The organism is Actinoplanes sp. CA-142083 (assembly GCF_050942195.1).
Classification (GTDB): Bacteria; Actinomycetota; Actinomycetes; order Mycobacteriales; family Micromonosporaceae; genus Actinoplanes.
The window spans coordinates 10,059,813-10,074,656 of sequence record NZ_CP192076.1 but is presented as its reverse complement, the minus strand read 5'-3'; the positions used below and the strand labels follow the sequence as shown (position 1 = coordinate 10,074,656).

Sequence of the window (14,844 nt, the reverse complement as noted above, 5' to 3'; positions counted from 1 at the left end):
CCTTACTCGACCGGCTCGAGGATCTGGACGAGCTGGGCGACGTCGGCGCCGTACTCGAACCAGTCGCGGTCGGGCTGGTAGCCCAGCTCGGCGTTCACCTTGAGCATCGACTCGTTGTTGTGCGCGTTCCACGTCTGGACCTCGCGCAGGCCCGGCTCGGCCGCGCGCAGCTCGAACAGCATCCGCGCCTTGATCGACCGGTCGATGCCGTAGCCGCGGTGCGCCCGCACGACGATCGTGTCGTACTGGTCGGCGCGCTCGGGATGCTGCGCCGGCACGACCACCTCGGTCAGGCCGGCCACGTCGCCGCTCGCCTGGTGGATGGCCAGCACGATGTACGGCTTCAGCCCGCGCTTGTGCAGCGTCTCCAGTGAGTCCTTGAGGCGCTGCGGGTCGGACGAGCGGGGTGCCAGGTCGAGATCATCGTCGTCGTCCTGCGCTTCCAGCTTGGCCTGCGCGTACGCCTCCAGCAGCTCCTCGGGCGGGCCGCCGGGGTGGTACTCCACCCGGAAACCGGCCGCGATGCCGTCGGCCATCTCGCTCAGCGCCGGCCAGTCGACCGAGGCCAGGTTGAGCACGCTGCGGGTCTCGACGTACTCCTTCTCGAAGCCCAGCGACTCGTAGAACGGGATCGCCGGGGTGCCGCCGATCGCCTCCACGCCGATCGACGAGAAACCCTCGAGATAGGCCCGGCGGGCGGCCACCGCCACCAGCTGCCGGCCCAGGCCACGGCGGCGCAGCGACGGTTTGACCATCACCTCGAGCACGCCGATGTCACCGAGCAGCAGGATGCTGACGTGCGCGAAGATCTCGCTCTCACCCTCGGGGAGGCGGTCGTCCTCGGCAACCCAGCAGATCCGGCGCTCCCCGGGGACGGTCTCGGCCAGATACTCCCTGACCTGGACGTCCTGCCACGGTGGATCGTCCGGGAGATCCGTGGCCAGCACCGCATTGACCGTCTCCACGAGCGATCGGATCTCCCCGGCCGACGCTGACCGGGGGTCCCATTCACGCACCCTCACCCGTACAGCTTGCCGTGCAGCGGACCTTCAGGGAAGTGCCGCGAACGTAAATGTGCGGGTGCCGTCACTGTGCGTCTACGTTCGATGCCCATCATCGACTGCGCTGACCATAGTCGTTCGCCGCTTCGAAGACCTTCTGGGCGTACGGCTGAACGGCGTTGTACGAGAGAATCGCGTCCCACCAGGATTCCGCCTTGGACAGGTCGCGCCCGCCCTGGCACAGGTAGGTCGCGGCGGTCAGTGACGCATCGTCGATATCGTTCGGGTCGGCCACGCCGTTGTTGTCGGCGTCCACCTTGTAGCTGTTCCACGTCGCCGGGATGAACTGCAGTGGACCGACAGCCCGGTCGAAGGTGGTGTCGCCGTCCATCGTGCCCTGATCGGTGTCCTGGACCAGCTGCCGGCCGCCCTTGCCGTCCAGCGGCAGCCCGTAGATCGGCGGTTGCACCGAGCCGTCCGCGCCGAGAACAGCGCCGTTCGCGCTGCCGTGCGAGGACTCGACCTTGCCGAGCGCGGCGATCGTGGTCCAACTCAGGTGACACGAGGGCATGGTCTTGCCGACGACGAGCTCGGCGTACCCGTAGGCCTGAACGGCCACGACCGGGATGCCAACCTTGGTGCCGACCTGCTCGGCCCAGCCGGCCAGCGCGTCGGCCGGCCGCGCGCCGGTCTGCCCGCCGACCTGGCCCTGGGTGGTCTGGCCCGGAAGCGGCGCGGTCGTGCCGCCGGGCAAGCCGCCGGTCCCGCCGACCGGGGCGGAGGCGGTGGAGAGGTCGGTGGGAAGGCTCGCCGCCGGCGCGGACGCCGCGCCATTGGCGGCTTCGCCCGGGAAGGCAGGGGTCGCGCTGGGCGTCGGTGCAGCTTCAAGAGCTTGCGGTACGAGGTAGACGCCGGCCGTTCCCGCAGCGCCGAGGAGCAGCAGGGCGATGATTCCGGGCAGAACGAGGCGGCCGCTGGGACGCTTGGCCCAGGCGGAGGTGTTGCGCCCCGCCGTCCGAACGGCCTGCACAGGGCGCGCGTTGCGCAGCCCACTAGGCACAGCCTTCTTTCCCGGCTCCGCGGCCTTCTGCGGCTCTGCTGCCTTCCCCGGCTCTGCTGCCTTTCCCGGCTCTGCGGCTGTCTGCGACTCTGCCGACTTTCCCGGCTGCTCGGCCTTCTGCGGCTCTCCGGGCTGCCCGGCCTTCGGCGCCTCGGCGGCCATTCCGGTCGGCGCGGCCTTGCCCGGGCTCGGCTGGCCAGTTTCGGGCGTGGCGGCGCTGTCCTTGGCCGGCTCGGCCGCTTTATCGCCCATTTCCGATTTGTCGCTCGGAGCTGACGGCGAGTTGGTCTCCGCGACCGGCTTGGCTCCCGATCCGTTGGCTGGGGCGTCCGCGCTGACCCGCTCGGGCTCTTTCGCAGCGTCCGCCTCGGGAGCCGCGCCGGAACTGCCGAGCGGCCCACCCTGGTGCGGCGCCGCCGCGCGCAGTTCAGGTCGCCCCACCGGTGTGTCCCGCCCGTTCGCCACGGCCCGACCATACCCGCCGAAGGCTCGCCACAAGAGGCCGCGTCGACGGGAACGAATGACGTTACGGCTGGGTAGGACCGCCGAGTGCATTTCTGTCGTACCAGGGGCCTACTCTTTGCCAATGCCGCGTTACGAGTTCCGGTGCCGCGCCTGTGGCGACACGTTCGAGGTCAGCCGCCCGATGGTCGAGGCGTCCGCGCCCGCCGCCTGCCCCCAGGGCCACAACGACACGGTCAAACTGCTTTCCACAGTCGCGGTCGCCCGCGGCGCCGCCGCCCCCGGCCCATCGGCTCAGCCCTCCTCCGGCGGCGGTTGTTGCGGTGGCGCCTGCGGCTGCTGACCCACCCGCCCACAGCGGCCCACGGCGCGGTGGGCCGCACGGCGCGGTGGGCCGCACGGCGTGGTGGGCCGCACGGCGTGGTGGGCCGCACGGCGTGGTGGGCCGCACGGCGTGGTGGGCCGCACGGCGCGGTGGGCCGCACGGCGCGGTGGGCCGCACGGCGCGGTGGGCCGCACGGCGCGGTGGGCCGCACGGCGCGGTGACCCGCACGGCGCGGTGGGCCGCACGGCGCGGTGACCCGCACGGCGTGGTGGGGCGAGTCGCCGTGTGCGACTGACGGCCGCTCCCGGCCGCGAGGGCTTCGCTTGGCTGCGACGGCGTTGCCTGGCTAGGTCACGCTGCTCGGCTGGGTCACGGCGGCCCGTGGGCGGGGTGGCGAGCCGTAGTCAGGTGCGGCTCCCGGTCGAGAGCCGACCCCGACCGAGTCCGTCCGAGGTCTGGCGATCCAGGCCGGGCGTTGACCCCGACCGCGTGGCGGCCACCGGTCGGGGGTGGGGTGTCCAGAAGGGGTGGCCTTCGGGGGCGGCCGGGCATATGGTGCCCGGCGGTCGATCTTCGGGGGTCGAGTGTGGTGGTCACGGAGCGGAGTTACTGTGCGACGTGGAGAGACGGCGCGCTTGAGTACTCCTGCGGGTACGTCCGAACGGTCTGCCGGAACTGGCCAACCGCGGCGTGTCCTGGCTCGATCCATTTCGTTACGTCACGCGTAGTGCATAGGGAACGTCGATGACTACGCCCGGCGAGTGTCCTTCGTCCGGGGTCGGCCGTGGCGGGAGATCGTTACCGTCCGTTTCTACGATGCACAGTAACGCTGTGATACGGCAGCATGAGTCACGACTTCCCAGAGGAGGCGGAGGTTCACCGTGTCGGGACGGACCGAGCTGCCGAGCGGCCTCGTGACCTTTATGTTCACCGACATAGAGGGCTCGACTCGCCTGGCCCGCATGCTCGGCGACGACTACGGACCCGTCCTCGGCGCTCACCGAACGTTACTGCGGAGGGTGATCAGGGACTTCGACGGTGTCGAGCTCTTCACTGAGGGTGATTCGTTCTTCGTGGCGTTCCGTGAGGCCGGTGCCGCGTTGGCGGCCTGTGTGGAGGCGCAGCGGCGACTGTCCGCACACGAGTGGCCGGGGCGCGACGCTATGCCGCGGGTGCGGATGGGCATGCACACGGGGTTTGCCAAGCCGATCGGCGACGAGTACGCCAGCGTCGAGGTTCACCGCGCGGCCCGGGTCGCGGCCGCGGCGCACGGCGGTCAGATCCTCTGCTCGGGCGCGACCGCGCTGGCCGTCCTCACCGCGGGCGTCCAGGTCCCCTTCGGACCACCGGTACCGAAGGCAGCACCGGTACCGAAGGCAGCACCGGTACCGAAGGCAGCACCGGTACCGAAGGCAGCACCGGTACCGAAGGCAGCACCGGTACCGAAGGCAGCACCGGTACCGAAAGCGAAGAGAGCACAAGCCGGAACGCTGACCGCGGAACGCCCGATCGTCGACACCCTGGCCGGCGTGGACCTGCTCGACCTCGGCCCGCACCGGCTGCGCGGCTTCGACGACGACGAGCGCCTCTTCCAAGTGGCCGCGGCCGGCCTCGACCGCGAGTTTCCCCGCCCCCGCACCCCAGCGGCCGCCCGCCACAACCTGCCGGCGCCGCTGACCTCGTTCGTGGGCCGCCGCGCCGAGGTGGCCGAGCTCGCCGACCAGCTAGCCCGCAACCGCATTGTCACGATCGCGGGACCGGGCGGCGCCGGGAAGACGCGACTGTCGCACGCTGTGGGGGAGCACGTGCTCGACGCGTACGAGCAAGGAATCTGGAACCTCGATGCCGTCAGCGCGGCAACCGGCCTGGCCCCCGCCCTGGCCGCGGCCCTCGGCCTGCGCCCCGAGCCGGGCCGCCCGGTGCTCGACACCCTGCTCGAGCACTGCGCCGGCCGGCGGATGCTGCTGCTCCTGCAGACCTGCGACGCCGCGCCCGCCGCCTGTGCCGGCCTGGTGCGCCGCCTTCTCTCCGCCTGCCCGGGCGTCGACGTGCTGGTCACCGGCCGGGAGCCGCTCGGCGTGCACGGCGAGGTGGTGTGGCGGATCCCGCCGCTCTCGCCGGCCGACGCGTTCACGCTGCTCACCGAGCGTGCCGAGGCCGCGCGCGGCGGGCGGCCCGCCCCGGTCGACGAGACCACCGACCTGGCCCGGATCGCGGCCCGGTTGGAGGGTTCGCCCCTCGCCGCGGAGCTCGCCGCCGCCCGGCTGCGCCTGTTCTCGGCCAATCAGCTGCTCGCACGGCTCGACGACCCGATCGCCGCGCTCGACCCGGTGACCGCCGGCCGGGACAACGGCGACGACCGGCACGACAGCCTCACCGCCTGCCTCGACTGGTCCTACCGGACGCTCAGCGTGCGGTCCGCCGCCCTGCTCCGCCGACTGAGCGTCTTCACCGGTCCGGTGGACCTCGCCGCGATCGAGTGGTGCGGCGCCGACGCGCTCGGCTCGCTCGCCGAGCTGACCGAGAAGTCGCTGATCGAAGTGGTGCCGGGCGCGACCTACCGGATGTCCGAGCAGGTCCGGGCGTACGCGGGCCGCCAGCTCACCGCCGCCGGCGACGAGCGTGCCGCCCGGGAACGGCACGTGGCCTGGTCGCTGCACACGCTCGGCGCGGTCACCGTGGACACCGACGGCCAGCCGCGCACGGTCTCCCTCACGGAGCTGGCCCCTTTTGTCGGCGAGTGGCGGGCGGCTCTGCGCTGGGCCGCCACCGACGGCAGCGTGGCGGCGGGCCTGCGGCTGGCCGGCGCTCTCGATCCCTGGTGGCGCGAGCACGGGGGCGCACGGGAAGGCCGTGACCTGCTGTTCCGTCTCTACCGGCGGCTGGACGAGGCGGCCGTCGAACCCGCCGAGCTGGCGAGCGCCTACCTCGTGCACGCCGGGCTCGCCGACAACCGGGACGAGCGGGTGCGCTTCCTCCAGCGCGCCCAGGACGCTGCCGACGACGAGAGCCTGCTGATCCGGGCGCGCGCCGGCCACCGGATCACGCTGCTGGAGGACCAGGACTTCGAGGGGGCCGAGCAGGTCTGCCGGGAGATCGCGGCGCGTGCCGAGCAGTCGGGTGTGCCCGGGGTGGCGCTCCCGGCCGTGGTCACGCTGGCCGGGCTGCTGTGGCGGCGGGACGCCATCGACGAGGCCGCCGAGCTGCTCGGCGGCGCGCGGCAGTTGGAGGCCGGCCGCCCCGAGGACCGCGGCCGGCGCACCGTCGACTGGATGCTGGGGATGGTGGCGCTCCGGCGCCGCGACCTGGTCGCCGCCCACGACCATCTGGTGGTGGCGCTGCGGTCCCGGCTGCGTCACGGCTTCCGGGGTGCGGCGGCGGACGCGGTCGCGGCGATCGCGGTGCGCTGCTCGCTGGGCGGCGACGCGGCGATGGCGGCCGTCCTGTTCGGCGGGGCCGAGGCGGCCCGCGGCGCCCGGCGTACCGACATGTTCGGGCGGTTCTGGTCGGAACAGCAGTTGGCGCTGCGGGCCTCGCTCGGCGATGCGGCGTTCGATGCCGCGTACGCCGATGGTGTGGGTCTCGGTTTTGATCGGATCGTGGCGATGGCGTTGGCGGTGGAGCATCCGGACCTGGAGGACGGCGCCGCTAGGTTTGCCGCATCAGGGCTGACGCTCGATTGATGTCGGCCTGCTTGACCGCGGACAGCGAGCCGAAGTTGTGCACCGCCTGGTAGTACGTCCAGGCCAGGCTGTAGCAGGCCGAGCGGACGAGCACGCTGTAGGTGGCGCATTTCCGCTTGAGGTCGGCGTAGAACGTGTCGTCGATCCGGTCCTTGTTGGCGGGGAACGCGCCGATGTCCTTGTAGTTGCGGTAGCCGAAGTCGTGGTGCCAGCAGGACAACGTGAAGTCGAAGCCGAGCGGCTTGTCCGGGCTGGCCGAGCAGTAGTCGGTGGACCAGTCGAAGTTGTAGGACTGCCAGGGCGTGCGGTCGAGGCGGGCCGCGTTCCAGGCGTTGGTGCTGCCCGCGCTGGGCTGGGTCCATCCGAGGAGAACCGTGGCCTTGTCGGCGGTGCTTGCGAACGCCGCGCCGGCGGGGACCAGCGCGGCCATGGTGAGGACCAGAACGAGGAGGAGGCGTCGGGTCATGCGGGCAGTCTCGGCCCGGCCGGCGGCGCGCATATAGATCTGTCGATCCGCTTTGCCGTCTGCCGCCCGAAGCTACCGGCGGGTATTCCTTAACGGCCGTTAATGTGATGTCCTGGAGGGCGGGCCTGTACCCCGCCAACTATGGTGTGCGTGTGCGGGACGAGAAATGATCCATCTGCCCCTGGTCCGCCAGGGCCCTCTGCGCGCGCTCGCCGTCCGTGTGGCGCTGGCCGTGCTCCTGGTCCTGGTCACGGTTGCGATCATCTACGCCGACCGCGACGGGTACCGGGACGTCAACGACGACGGTCTGAGCGTCCTCGACTGCTTCTACTACGCGGTCGTGACGCTCTCGACGACCGGATACGGCGACATCACCCCGGTCACTCCGGAAGCCCGGCTGGTGAACGTCCTGGTGATCACCCCCGCGAGGGTGCTCTTTCTGATCATTTTGGTCGGCACGACCCTCGAGGTGCTCACCGACCAGTACCGCAACAGCCTGCGGATCGGCCGGTGGAGGCGAAAGTTGAAGGACCACGTCATCGTCTGTGGCTACGGCACGAAGGGCCGGGCCGCGGTCACCGCGCTGCTGGAGAACGGGTACGACAAGTCCCGCATCGTCGTCGTCGAGAGCCGGGAGGCCGGCATCCGCCAGGCCGCGGCCAACGGCCTGGTCGCCATCGAGGGCAACGCGACCCGTTCCACGGTCCTCAACGAGGCCGACGTCAAGAACTGCAAGGCCGTCATCATCGCCACCGACAGCGACGAGGCGTCCGTGCTGATCACGCTGACGGTCCGCCAGCTCACCGCCGGCCAGGTGCGCATCATTGCCGCCGTCCGCGAGCAGGAGAACGCGGCGTTGCTCAAGCAGAGCGGCGCCCACCACGTGATCGTCTCGTCGGCGACCGCCGGCCGCCTGCTGGGCCTGACCACGACGGCGCCGCCGCTGATCGACGTCGTGGAGGACCTGCTCACCCCGGGCCAGGGCATGGCGCTGGCGATGCGCAGCGCGGAGCGCAGCGAGGTCGGTCAGAACCCCCGCGAGTTGGTGACGCTGGTGGTGGCGCTGATCCGCCGGGGCAAGGTGCTGCCGCTGGGCGGCGAGCAGGCGGTGACCATCGAGACCGGCGACATGCTGGTCTACATCCGCGCTGAGGACTCGAGCGTCGGCGTCAGCGTCTGACCGTCACGGTTTGCGGGCGACGACCGCGAACTCGGACACCGTCTCGGTGATGCCGGGGTGTTCCGGGTCGGGGCGCCACGCCGTGCACGTCACCACGCCCGGCGGCAGGATCTCCAGGCCGTCGCAGAAGGCGGCGATCCCATCCCGGGTACGGGCGGTGATCGGCGCGGCGCCGCTCTCGTTCCACTGGCGCATCGACTCGCGGACGGCGGGGCCGTTGACCTCCTCGGTCGGGTGCGAGATGACCACGTAGCTGCCCGGCGGGACGGCGGCGATCAGCCGCGCGACGATGGCGTCGGCCGCGGCGTCGTCGACGACGAAGTTGAGGATCCCGGAGAGGATCACGGCGATCGGCTGCTGGAAGTCGAGCGTCTTTTCCGCGTCGGACAGGATCTTGGCGGTGTCGCGCAGGTCGGCGTCGATGTAGTCGGTGGCGCCCTCGGGGGTGCTGGTCAGCAGGGCCCGGGCGTGCACGAGCACCATCGGGTCGTTGTCGACGTAGACGATGCGGCTGTCGGGGGCGGCCGCCTGCGCGATCTCGTGCGTGTTGCCGGCGGTGGGCAGGCCGGTGCCGATGTCGAGGAACTGCCGGATGCCCGCCTCGCCGGCCAGGAAGCGGACGGCGCGCCCGAGGAACTCGCGGTTGGCGCGGGCCGACTGGACGAGCTCCGGCATGAGGGACAACGCGTACTCCGCGGCCTCGCGGTCGGCGGCGAAGTTGTCCTTGCCGCCGAGCAAGTAATTCCACAACCGGGCGGAATGCGGCACGTCGGTGTTGAGCAGAGCATGCAGATCCGGCGCGTCGCTCATGACGACCCCCCTGACGACGGTGGCGAGGAAGCGAGCCTACCGCTTCCTCGCCACCGGCCGTGAACGGGTGACTCCCTGGTGGACAGTTACATGATCGTCCAGGTGTCGGCCGCGTTGAGCAGCGAGTCGAGCATCTCGTCGGGGGTGCCGTCGGCCTGGGCCTTGGCGTCCACGAGCTGCTTCTGCAGCAGTTGGTCGTAGGTGGGGCGCTTGACGTCGCGGAACACGCCGATCGGGGTCGTGTTCAGGTCGGAGCCGGACAGCCGGGACAGGGCGAAGGCGTAGGCGGGGTCGTCGACCGTCGCGTCGTGCACGAGGGCCTCGCCGCCCTCCTGCACCTGCAGGCCGAAGCCGCCGGCCGGGTGGATCACCGAGAACTGGCCCTCGCTGCCGAACGTGATCGGCTGGCCCTGCTCGAGGCGGATCAGGTGGTCGTCCCGGGTGTTCGGGTCCTTGATCAGCTCGAACGCGCCGTCGTTGAAGATGTTGCAGTTCTGGTAGATCTCGACGAACGCGCTGCCCTCGTGCTGGGCGGCCGCGCGCAGCACCGACTGGAGGTGCTTGTTGTCCGAGTCGATCGTGCGGGCCACGAACGTGGCCTCGGCGCCCAGGGCCAGCGAGAGCGGGTTGAACGGCGAGTCGGCCGAGCCGGCCGGCGTCGACTTCGTGATCTTGCCGAGCTCGGAAGTGGGCGAGTACTGACCCTTCGTCAGGCCGTAGATCCGGTTGTTGAACAGCAGGATCTTGAGGTTGACGTTGCGCCGCAGGGCGTGGATCAGGTGGTTGCCGCCGATCGAGAGCGCGTCGCCGTCGCCGGTCACGACCCACACCGACAGGTCGGGGCGGGAGGAGGACAGGCCGGTCGCGATCGCCGGCGCACGGCCGTGGATCGAGTGCATACCGTACGTGTTCATGTAGTACGGGAAGCGCGACGAGCAGCCGATTCCGGAGATGAAGACGGTCTTCTCGCGGGGGATGCCCAGCTCCGGCATGAACCGCTGCATGGCCGCGAGGATCGAGTAGTCACCGCAGCCCGGGCACCACCGAACCTCCTGGTCGGACTTGAAGTCCTTCGCAGTCAGCTTCAACTCACCAGGTTTGACAAGCACAGTGGGGCTATCCATTTTTCACAACGTCCTCGAGCATGCTTTCCAGCGTCGCGGCGGTGAACGGCAGGCCGCTGATCTGGTTGAACGGAACGGCGTCGACCAGGTATTTCGCCCGGATCACGTGGGCGAGCTGGCCCAGGTTCATCTCGGGGATGACGACCTTGTCGTACGCCTTGAGCACCTCACCCAGGTTTGCCGGCAGCGGGGCGAGGTGGCGCAGGTGAGCCTGCGCGATCGGCAGCCCGCGCTGGCGCAGCGCCCGGCAGGCCGCGCCGATGGGGCCGTAGGTGGAACCCCAGCCGAGCACGAGCACGCGGGCGGTCTCGTCGTCGGCGTCCTCGACCTCGACGTCGGGCACCTCGATGGCCTCGATGCGGGCCGCCCGGGTGCGCACCATGAACTCGTGGTTGGCCGGGTCGTACGAGATGTCGCCGGTCTTGTCGGCCTTCTCCAGGCCGCCGATGCGGTGCTCGAGGCCGGGGGTGCCCGGGATCGCCCACGGGCGGGCCAGCGTGGCGGGATCGCGCAGGTACGGCAGGAAGCGGCCGTCCTCGCCGTTCGGCTCGGACGCGTACGACACCGTCAGGTCGGGCAGCTCGCCGGCCTCGGGCAGCAGCCACGGCTCGGAGCCGTTGGCCACGTAGTTGTCGGAGAGCAGGATGACCGGCGTGCGATAGGTCAGCGCGATCCGCGCCGCCTCGATCGCCGCGTGGAAGCAGTCGGACGGCGACTTGGGCGCGATCACCGCGAGCGGCGCCTCGCCGTGCCGGCCGTACAGCGCCATGTTGAGGTCGGCCTGCTCGGTCTTGGTCGGCATGCCGGTGGACGGCCCGGCGCGCTGCACGTCGACGATGACCAGCGGCAGCTCCAGCGCGATGGCCAGCGAGATCGTCTCGCCCTTGAGCGCCACGCCCGGGCCGCTCGTCGTCGTGACGCCGAGCGCGCCGCCGTACGCGGCGCCCAGCGCCGCGCCGATCGCCGCGATCTCGTCCTCGGCCTGCATCGTCGTGATGCCGAACTTCTTGTGCTTCGACAGCTCGTGCAGGATGTCGGAGGCCGGGGTGATCGGGTACGCGCCCAGGAACACCGGCAGCTTGGACCGGACGCCGGCGGCCACGAGGCCGAGCGCGAGCGCCTGGTTGCCGGTGATGTTCCGGTACGTCCCCGGGCGCATCTTGGCCGGTTTGATCTCGTACCGGACCGCGAAGGTCTCGGTCGTCTCGCCGAAGTTCCACCCGGCCTGGAAGGCCGCCTTGTTGGCCGCCACCAGGTCGGGGCGCTTGGCGAACTTGCGCTCGAGGAACCGCAGGGTCGACTCGAACGGCCGCGAGTACATCCAGCAGACCAGGCCCAGGGCGAACATGTTCTTGGCCCGCTCGGCGTCCTTCTTGGAGACGCCGTGCTCGCTCAGCGCGCCGACGGTCATCGAGGTCAGCCCGACCGGGTGCACGGCGTAGGCGCCCAGCGAGCCGTCCTCCAGCGGGCTGGTCGCATATCCGACCTTGGCGAGGTTTCGCTTGGTGAACTCGTCGGTGTTGACGATGATGTCGGCGCCCTGCGGCAGGTCGGACAGGTTGGCCTTCAGCGCCGCCGGGTTCATCGCGACCAGCACGTTCGGCGCGTCGCCGGGCGTGAGGATGTCGTAGTCGGCGAAGTGCACCTGGAAGCTCGACACGCCGGGCAGCGTGCCTGCTGGAGCGCGGATCTCGGCCGGGAAGTTCGGCAGGGTGGAGATGTCGTTGCCAAGCTGAGCGGTCTCGGACGTGAACCGGTCACCCGTCAGCTGCATGCCGTCGCCCGAGTCGCCCGCGAACCGGATGACCACCCGGTCCAACTGTTCGACTCGCTTTGCTCCAGCTGCCACGATCTCAACCTCCAAGGGGCGCCGGCCAGGGCGGGTTATGCACGTCGATGAGCCGGCCCGCGATAAGTCAGTTCCAGCCTACGTCGGCGGTCCTTACGACCGGCGGCAGGCCGTTGCCCACAGTACTTAGGCAATGCTTGCTCGATCCAGAAGAGTCCACCATGCGGCGGGTCATTCATCTCACTGGGTTTACTAGGCTGTCGATTCGTGGACGGTTATCTCGGCTCGTACGCCACGCTCGGGCTGGTGATCGGAGCGGGCGTGCTCGTCTTCGTGGGCGCTTTCTCCGCCAACCGGCTACTTCGCCCTGGCAGTCCGGCGGAGCCGCCGGGCAAGTTCATCGCGTACGAGAGCGGGATCGACCCGGTGGGCGGCGACTGGGCCCAGGCGCAGATCCGTTACTACGTATATGCGTACCTTTACGTCCTTTTCGCCGTAGAAGCCGTTTTTCTCTTCCCCTGGGCCGTCGTGTTCGACCTGCCGGGTTTCGGAACGGCCACGGTCATCGAGATGGCGATCTTCGTCGCGGTGCTCGCGCTGGGCATCCTCTACGCCTGGCGCAAGAAGATCCTGACCTGGACCTGACCGCCCACCCGGGGTGGCGGGCTCGCCACAAAACGGCGGGCATGCCAACATCGTGCGCATGGGTCAGCTTCTCCTCTTCATCGTGGTCGCCTTGGTGGTCGCCGCGATCGTCTTCGGCGTGACCGTGATGCTGAGCGGGGGCGACTCGGGATTGACGCCCGTCGAACCCGATGGGACCGCGGTACCGCTGCCGACCGACCGCCCGCTGGGCGAGGATGACCTGGCCGGCACCCGCTTCGACACCGTCTTCCGGGGCTACCGGATGGCCCAGGTCGACCAGGCGCTCGAGCGCGCCGCCTACGACATCGGGTACAAGGGCGAGCTGATCAGCGTGCTCGAGGCCGAGGTCGTCGCGCTGCGCGAGGGCCGTACCGCCGACGCCGACGCCCTGCGCCGGGCCCGTGAGGCGGCGATCGCCCCGGTCGCCACGCCTCCCGCCAAGGAAGCGCCGCTGATCGACCTCGCCGTCCCGCCGCCGCCCCCCGACGACGTGCCCGGCGCCGACGCGAAGGAGTCCGAGCCGGCGGAGCCGCGGTGAGCGGGGCCGAGCCGGTCGACGGGCTCGGCGACGCGTCCCGTCCCGGCACCGGCGAGGTGACCGCCACCGTCATCGTCAACGCTCCCGCCGCGCGGGTGTTCGCCGCCTTCCTCAATTGGGAGGGCCAGTCCCAGTGGATCCCGTTCACCAAGGTGCGCGTGGTCGAGGGCGACGGCGGCGAGGGCAGCCTGGTCGAGGCCATCACCGCGATCGGTCCGGCGTCGCTGCGCGACGAGCTGCGCGTGGTCAAGGTCAACCCCCCTTTCGAGGTACGGGTCGTGCACTGCGGAAAGGTGCTGCGGGGACCGGGCTCGGTCCGCTGCACGGCGATGTCCGGCGACCGCACCCAGGTCGTCCTGCACGAGTGGTTCCACCTGCCGGCCGGCCCCGCCGGGAAGGTCGCCTGGCCGGTGCTCTGGCCGGGGTCGAAACTGGGCTTCACGGGCGCGCTGAAGAAGTTCGGCCGCCTGGTCGAGCAGGGCAGGCTCTAGCCTCCGATTTTTGTCGGAGGGTGGCCCTACGGTGGTCGCCATGACAGACGAATCCGGGCTGGTGCTCGGGCCCGACGGGCACGCCCGCTGTTTCTGGGGCGGCAGCACCCCCGACTACGTGGGCTATCACGACACCGAGTGGGGCCGGCCGCTGCGCGGCGACGACGCGCTCTTCGAGCGGATGAGCCTCGAGGCCTTCCAGTCCGGCCTCTCCTGGATCACGATCCTGCGCAAGCGGCCGGCCTTCCGGGCCGCCTTCGACAACTTCTCGATCGGCAAGGTCGCGGCGTTCTCCGAGGCCGACGCGACCCGCCTGATGGCCGACACCGGCATCGTCCGCAACCGGATGAAGGTCGACGCCACCCTGCACAACGCGCGGGTCGCCGCCGACCTCCCCGACGGCCTGTCCGCGCTGCTGTGGTCGTTCGCACCCTCCCCGCGCCCGCCGCGCCCCCGCACCCGGGCCGACGTCCCGGCCATCACGCCCGAGTCGACCGCGATGGCCAAGGCGCTCAAAAAGCGGGGCTTCAAGTTCGTGGGCCCCACCACGGCGTACGCGTTGATGCAGGCCACCGGCATGGTCGACGACCACCTCGCGGGCTGTTGGGTCCCACCGATCTCGCCCGAGCCGGCCGCGTGATGAGATGGACCGCATGGCTCAATGGGCGGTGATCATTCCGGCGGATCAGTGGGCGACCGAGCGGCTCTACCACAACGAGACCGTGACGGTGGCCGGCGGCGCGGGCGCGGTGGCGCCCGACGAGGAAGTGCTGCTGGTCGCCGACGACCACGTGGTGGCGCTGACCCGGGCCGCCAAGACCGACGGTGACGACCTGATCCTGACCTACCTGCGCCGCTGTTTCGACGACCCGGCGCCGGCGGCCGGCCTCGTGGCCGGCAACGCCCCCGTCGAGGTCGACGCCCAGGAGTTCCGCCGCCTCGCGGCCGCGATCGCCGGCGAGCCCGGCCCCGGCACGCCGACCTGGCTGGTCAGCCTGGCCATGCCGATCGAGGCGGCGACCCCGGCCGACGCGGTGCGCCAGTTCTGGACCCACGTGGCCGAGCTCGGCCCCAAGGAGCTGCCGACCTACGTCTGGCCCTCCGGCGACGAGCTGGCCATGCAGGCGTTCGTCCTCGGCGAGGAGGCCAACCAGGACCCCGAGGAAGAAGACGAAGAGTAAGGAGCACGCCACGGCCCCGCGGCGCGAGGCTGCGAGGCCGTGGGTGCGACGCCGGCCGGGCCGGGCGAGGGGCGGGGCCGGCGTCGCGA

Annotated in this window: 14 protein-coding genes; 8 read left to right on the top strand and 6 right to left on the bottom strand. The window is 70.9% G+C overall.

The window, feature by feature from the left end:
* Positions 1-2 precede the first annotated feature (2 nt).
* Both ACQPZX_RS46565 and ACQPZX_RS46560 read right to left on the bottom strand, forming a co-directional pair.
* Positions 3-1,022, bottom strand: a complete 1,020-nt coding sequence (locus ACQPZX_RS46565) for a GNAT family N-acetyltransferase (RefSeq protein ID WP_433370986.1) — start codon at positions 1,020-1,022, stop codon at positions 3-5.
* A 91-nt stretch (positions 1,023-1,113) separates the two neighbouring features.
* Positions 1,114-2,526, bottom strand: coding sequence for a lytic murein transglycosylase (locus ACQPZX_RS46560; RefSeq protein ID WP_433370983.1), 1,413 nt, complete (start codon positions 2,524-2,526; stop codon positions 1,114-1,116).
* A 121-nt stretch (positions 2,527-2,647) separates the two neighbouring features.
* On the opposite strand from ACQPZX_RS46560, the gene ACQPZX_RS46555 reads away from it, so the two are divergent.
* A complete protein-coding gene (locus ACQPZX_RS46555) occupies positions 2,648-2,866 on the top strand; it encodes an FmdB family zinc ribbon protein (RefSeq protein ID WP_433370980.1) in 219 nt (72 codons plus the stop codon).
* 863 nt (positions 2,867-3,729) lie between these two features.
* Complete coding sequence (locus ACQPZX_RS46550) at positions 3,730-6,531, top strand: adenylate/guanylate cyclase domain-containing protein (RefSeq protein WP_433370978.1); 2,802 nt, start codon at positions 3,730-3,732, stop codon at positions 6,529-6,531.
* Here ACQPZX_RS46550 and ACQPZX_RS46545 read toward each other — a convergent pair.
* Positions 6,497-6,997, bottom strand: coding sequence for a phospholipase (locus ACQPZX_RS46545; protein ID WP_433370975.1), 501 nt, complete (start codon positions 6,995-6,997; stop codon positions 6,497-6,499). The two genes, ACQPZX_RS46550 and ACQPZX_RS46545, sit on opposite strands and share 35 nt — an antisense overlap.
* Before the next feature lie 166 nt (positions 6,998-7,163).
* Between ACQPZX_RS46545 and ACQPZX_RS46540 the strand changes: the two genes are divergently transcribed.
* On the top strand, positions 7,164-8,177 hold the full coding sequence (locus ACQPZX_RS46540) for a potassium channel family protein (RefSeq protein ID WP_433370972.1): 1,014 nt from the start codon (positions 7,164-7,166) through the stop codon (positions 8,175-8,177).
* Between the two features lie 3 nt (positions 8,178-8,180).
* Here ACQPZX_RS46540 and ACQPZX_RS46535 read toward each other — a convergent pair whose 3' ends face one another.
* The 3 genes from ACQPZX_RS46535 to ACQPZX_RS46525 all read right to left on the bottom strand — a co-directional run bounded on the left by ACQPZX_RS46535 (position 8,181) and on the right by ACQPZX_RS46525 (position 11,885).
* Positions 8,181-8,987 (bottom strand): SAM-dependent methyltransferase, encoded by an 807-nt coding sequence (locus ACQPZX_RS46535; protein ID WP_433370969.1) that lies wholly within the window; start codon positions 8,985-8,987, stop codon positions 8,181-8,183.
* A gap of 86 nt (positions 8,988-9,073) precedes the next feature.
* Entirely contained in the window at positions 9,074-10,111 is a 1,038-nt protein-coding gene (locus ACQPZX_RS46530; protein WP_433370966.1) for a 2-oxoacid:ferredoxin oxidoreductase subunit beta, read from the bottom strand.
* A complete protein-coding gene (locus ACQPZX_RS46525; RefSeq protein ID WP_433385914.1) occupies positions 10,104-11,885 on the bottom strand; it encodes a 2-oxoacid:acceptor oxidoreductase subunit alpha in 1,782 nt (593 codons plus the stop codon). The genes ACQPZX_RS46530 and ACQPZX_RS46525 overlap by 8 nt, the downstream gene beginning before the upstream one ends.
* 282 nt (positions 11,886-12,167) lie before the next feature.
* On the opposite strand from ACQPZX_RS46525, the gene ndhC reads away from it, so the two are divergent.
* From ndhC to ACQPZX_RS46500, 5 genes are read left to right on the top strand one after another with little or no spacing between them, the layout of a single operon-like run.
* Positions 12,168-12,545, top strand: coding sequence for an NADH-quinone oxidoreductase subunit A (gene ndhC, locus ACQPZX_RS46520; protein WP_433370963.1), 378 nt, complete (start codon positions 12,168-12,170; stop codon positions 12,543-12,545).
* A 58-nt stretch (positions 12,546-12,603) separates the two neighbouring features.
* Positions 12,604-13,083, top strand: coding sequence for a DivIVA domain-containing protein (locus tag ACQPZX_RS46515; RefSeq protein WP_433370960.1), 480 nt, complete (start codon positions 12,604-12,606; stop codon positions 13,081-13,083).
* Positions 13,080-13,574, top strand: coding sequence for an SRPBCC family protein (locus tag ACQPZX_RS46510; RefSeq protein WP_433370957.1), 495 nt, complete (start codon positions 13,080-13,082; stop codon positions 13,572-13,574). Before ACQPZX_RS46515 ends, ACQPZX_RS46510 begins: the two co-directional genes overlap by 4 nt.
* 40 nt (positions 13,575-13,614) lie before the next feature.
* Entirely contained in the window at positions 13,615-14,214 is a 600-nt protein-coding gene (locus ACQPZX_RS46505; protein ID WP_433370954.1) for a DNA-3-methyladenine glycosylase I, read from the top strand.
* A gap of 13 nt (positions 14,215-14,227) precedes the next feature.
* The gene (locus tag ACQPZX_RS46500) at positions 14,228-14,755 is read left to right on the top strand and encodes a hypothetical protein (protein WP_433370951.1); all 528 of its coding nucleotides are present in this window, start codon (positions 14,228-14,230) and stop codon (positions 14,753-14,755) included.
* Positions 14,756-14,844 lie beyond the last annotated feature (89 nt).